The 4,028-nt window shown below is 74.6% G+C and carries 3 protein-coding genes; 1 reads left to right on the forward strand and 2 read right to left on the reverse strand.

The annotated features are described in order from the left end of the window. Positions 1–179 precede the first annotated feature (179 nt). Positions 180–2,582: an ABC transporter substrate-binding protein gene (locus ACWGH4_RS32450; RefSeq protein ID WP_453467172.1), complete on the forward strand. Its 2,403-nt coding sequence runs from the start codon at positions 180–182 to the stop codon at positions 2,580–2,582. A gap of 291 nt (positions 2,583–2,873) precedes the next feature. Here ACWGH4_RS32450 and ACWGH4_RS32455 read toward each other — a convergent pair whose 3' ends face one another. Next, a complete protein-coding gene (locus tag ACWGH4_RS32455; RefSeq protein WP_453467174.1) occupies positions 2,874–3,524 on the reverse strand; it encodes a class I SAM-dependent methyltransferase in 651 nt (216 codons plus the stop codon). Next, the gene (locus tag ACWGH4_RS32460) at positions 3,521–3,913 is read right to left on the reverse strand and encodes a DUF2064 domain-containing protein (protein ID WP_453467176.1); all 393 of its coding nucleotides are present in this window, start codon (positions 3,911–3,913) and stop codon (positions 3,521–3,523) included. The genes ACWGH4_RS32455 and ACWGH4_RS32460 overlap by 4 nt, the downstream gene beginning before the upstream one ends. Positions 3,914–4,028: the final 115 nt, after the last annotated feature.

The following is a 4,028-nucleotide window of genomic DNA, read 5'->3' on the forward strand; positions in this document are numbered from 1 at the left end:
CCGCCAGGCGTAGGGGGAGGAGCCCCCGGTTCCGGCCGGCCTGGCCAAGGGCCAAAGCCAGGCTCCTGCACGCGCCTCACGGCGCCGGACCTGTCGTCCCAGGCAGCGCAGCGAACTGTGGGCGTGATCAAGGTGTCGTTCCGTCACCTGATCGGCTCAGCAGGACCTAGAGTGTGCGCGTGACCGAGCAGAATCCCGAACTCATCGCGGGCCGGTACCAACTGGTCGAACGCATCGGCCAGGGCGGTATGGGTCGGGTCTGGCGCGGCCTCGACCAGCAGCTCTTCGGACGCGAGGTCGCCGTCAAGGAGATCCTCTTCCCGCCGGGTATGGACGACGACGACCGTGCCGCGCTGCTCCGGCGGTTCACCGGCGAGGCCCGCGCAGCGGTTACTCTCAGCCACCCCGGGATCATCACCATCCATGACGTCGTGGAGCACCACGGTGCCCCCGTCATCGTCATGGAGTTGATCCGCGGGCAGTCCCTGGCCGCCGCCATCCGCGGCCGGGGCCGGCTGCCCGTGCAGCGGGTGGCCGAGATCGGCGCCGCCATGCTCGACGCGCTGGCCGAGGCGCACGGAGCGCGGATCATCCACCGTGACATCAAGCCGGACAACGTGCTCCTGACCAAGGACCGTGTCGTCCTCACCGACTTCGGTATCGCCCACCTCGCGGACGCCACGACCAAGCTGAGCCACACCGGGATCGTCATCGGCACGCCGCAGTACATGCCGCCGGAGCAGTTGGAGGGCAAGCGCCCGACCCCCGCCAACGACCTGTGGGCGCTGGGCGCCACCCTCTACCACGCCGTCGAGGGGCACCCGCCGTTCGACTCGGAGGGGCTCCACGCCCTCGCCGTGGCCGTGTTCACCCGCCCCCATCGGCCCCCGGTCCACGCCGGCCCGCTGGCGCCCGTACTGGACGCGCTCCTCACCAAGGACCCGGCGCAGCGCGTGGGCGCCGCGGAAGCGGCCGAGATGCTGGCGTCGGTGCTGCGGTCCTCCCCGCCCCGGGCCGACTCGTCCGCCGCGCCCGAACCCGAGCCCGCTCCCACACCCACGCCCGGTACGGGGGCGACCCCCGTACCGGCACCGGACGCGGCGGAGCACGGTTCCGCTTCGACCGCGCCGGAGCAGGCACCATCGACGACGCCGTCCCCGCGGACCCCCACCGTCCTGGACTCCGGGTCCGCGGCCGGCAGCCCGCGGCGCCCCGTGCCGGACCGGCCGACCGGCCCGCCCGCGCCCGAGTCCCCGGCCGAGGGCCCGGTCACGCTCGGGGCGACGCCCGAGATGAAGCACGCCGGGCGGGTGTCCGCCCGGCGGCGGGCCCTCACCCGGCGCTCCGTGGTCCTGGGCACGGCGCTGGCCACGCTCGCCGCGGGCTCCGTCCTGACCTGGACCCTCACCCGGGACGATGACACACCCGGCGGCGGGGCGGCCGGCAGCGGCTCGGGAGCCTCCTCGGTCACGGTGGTGATCGGGGTGGACGCACCGCTCAGCGGCGGGCTGTCCTCGATGGGCGTCGGTATCAGGAACTCGGCCGACCTGGCGGCCAGGACCGCCAACGAAACCCGGCACGTCCCCGGGGTGAACTTCGAGATCAAGGCCTTGGACGACGAGGCCGTCCCCGCCCAGGGCGGGTCCAACGCCGCCCAATTCGTGTCCGACGAGAAGGTGCTGGGAGTCGTCGGACCTCTCAACTCCAGCGTCGCCAAGGCACTGGTGCCACCGCTCGCGCGGGCGGACATGGTCAACGTGTCACCGGGCAACACCGACCCCGTGTTGACGATGGGCCCCGACTGGGCCTCGGGCACCAAGACCCGTCCGCACTCCACCTACTTCCGTACCGTCCCCACGGACGTCGACCAGGGGCCGTTCGCCGCCCGGTACCTGCATGGCGAGGCGAAGAAGACCGAGCTCTACGTGGTCGACGACGCGAGCGCCTACGGCGCCGCTCTCACTTCCGGCTTCACGGCGGAGTTCACGAAGCTCGGCGGGACCGTCGTCGGCACCGAGCAGGTCGACCCCGCGGAACGCGCCTTCGCGGGCCTCGCCGAGAGGGTCCGGTCCTCGGGCGCGGACGCCGTCTACTTCGGTGGCTACTACGACACCGCGGCGCCGCTCTCTCAGCAGCTCAAGCAGGCGGGGGTGAACGTCCCCCTGATGGGCGGCGACGGCATCTTCGACCAGCAGTACCTCACGGCGAACCCGAAGGCCGAGGGCGACCTGGCGACCAACATCGGCGTGCCCGCCGAGGAGTCGGCGGCAGGACAGGACTTCCTCTCCCGGTACGGGAAGGCGGGGTACCGGGAGGCGGCCGGCTGGTACGGCCACTATGCGTACGACGCCACCTGGACCCTCATCGAGGCGGTGAAGGCCGTCGTGACGGCCAACGGCGGCACCCTCCCCAGCGACGCCCGGGCGAAATTGCCGCAGGCCGTGGCGCGGCTGGCCTTCGACGGTGTCACGGGCCGCGTCGCCTTCGACGGGAACGGCGACACGGTCAACCGCCGGCTGACGGTGTACGCGGTGAAGGACGGCTCCTGGGCGACTGTGACGAGCGGACCCGCCACCAACTGACGCCCTGGGGCGACGCGACCCGGAAGCAGCTCGGCCTTGGGCGCCGTGACTCGCGTGGTCTCCTGCGGGCCGCGCCGGAGGCGGCCCTCGCACGAACGGCGATGTGCATGGCCGGTGCTCCCTCCCGCCGACGGATCAGGCAGAGAGGGTCGGCGATGTCAGGCCCTCCGGCGAGGGAGAGCACCCGCCAAGCCTGGTACCGGGGCAGGGCTGAGCCCGGTTCGGGAAGTGGGGCTACCCCACGGCCGCCAGGCCGCAGGGGAGGGAAGGGGGAAACGCCCGCCGCAGGCGCTACGCCACCGCCCCCCGCCGCATCGCCACGAACCGTCGCCCCCCGGCCCCCCACACGTCCTCCGGTTTCCACCCCGCCGCCCGCCCGTACCGCAGCAGCGCCTCCGTGCCCACACGGGCCCACGGGAACGCGGAGCCCTCCGCCGTCGTGCCGTCGAAGACCTGGACGACGGTGCGTTCGTCCACGTCCAGCGGGGCCGCCTCCGCGATCAGCAGACCGTCGGGCCTGACGAGTTCGGCCACCCGGGACAGGAGCGCGCCCGGGTCGCCGCCGATGCCGGTGTTGCCATCGATCAGCAGAGCCGTGTCCCAGTGGCCCTCCCGCGGCAGGGGGTCGAACACGGAGCGGCGCAGCGCGCTGCCGCCGATGCGTATCGTGCGGGCAACGGCCTCCGGGCTGAGGTCGATGCCGAGCGCGGTCCGCCCGCGCGCTACGAGCGCGGCGACCAGGCGACCGGGACCGCAGCCGATGTCCAGGACGGCGCCGTGGCTGTGGGAGAGGACCGTGCGGTCGGCGGCGTCGGGTTCCGCGCACCAGCGTTCGACCTCCAGGGGCAGCAGCCGGCCGTCCGGGCGGCGCAGGAACAGCGGGCCGCGGCCGGTGCGCAGGGCGTCCGTGTACGGGCCGGCCTGCCACGGCGGCGCGGTCACCGCGCCCCCGCCCCCGCTCCTGAGCCGGCTCCGGCCGTCGTGGCCAGCGCCGCGGCGAACCGCGTGAGCGGCGCGGCGGCGGCCACCGCACGGGCATCGTCGGGCGTGTCGACGTCCCGTAGCGTCGGCAGTTCACGCACCGTCAGTCCGGCTCCGACGAGCCGCTCCCGCTGTGCGGCGCCCGTGTCGGGCGACGACATGGGTACGCCGAGCACGAGCCGGCCGTGCAGGGCGGGTGAGCCGAGGCCGAGCGCCCAGAACCCGCCGTCCTCCGCAGGGCCGAACCTGGCCTCGGCGGGGCCCGGTTCCAGCCCAGCGGTGAGGAGCCGGGGGGACACCTGCGGGGTGTCCATCCCGATCAGCAGGGCCGGCCCTTCCGTCCCGCACAGCGCGAAGGCGGCCGCGAGCCGCGCGGCGCGGCCCCCCCCCCCCGGCGGCGCGCCCGCGCCCCCCCGCGGCCCCCCCCCCCCCCCGGCGCCCGCGAGCCCCCCGCAACCCCCGCGG

This window comes from Streptomyces sp. NPDC054847, from assembly GCF_053610925.1.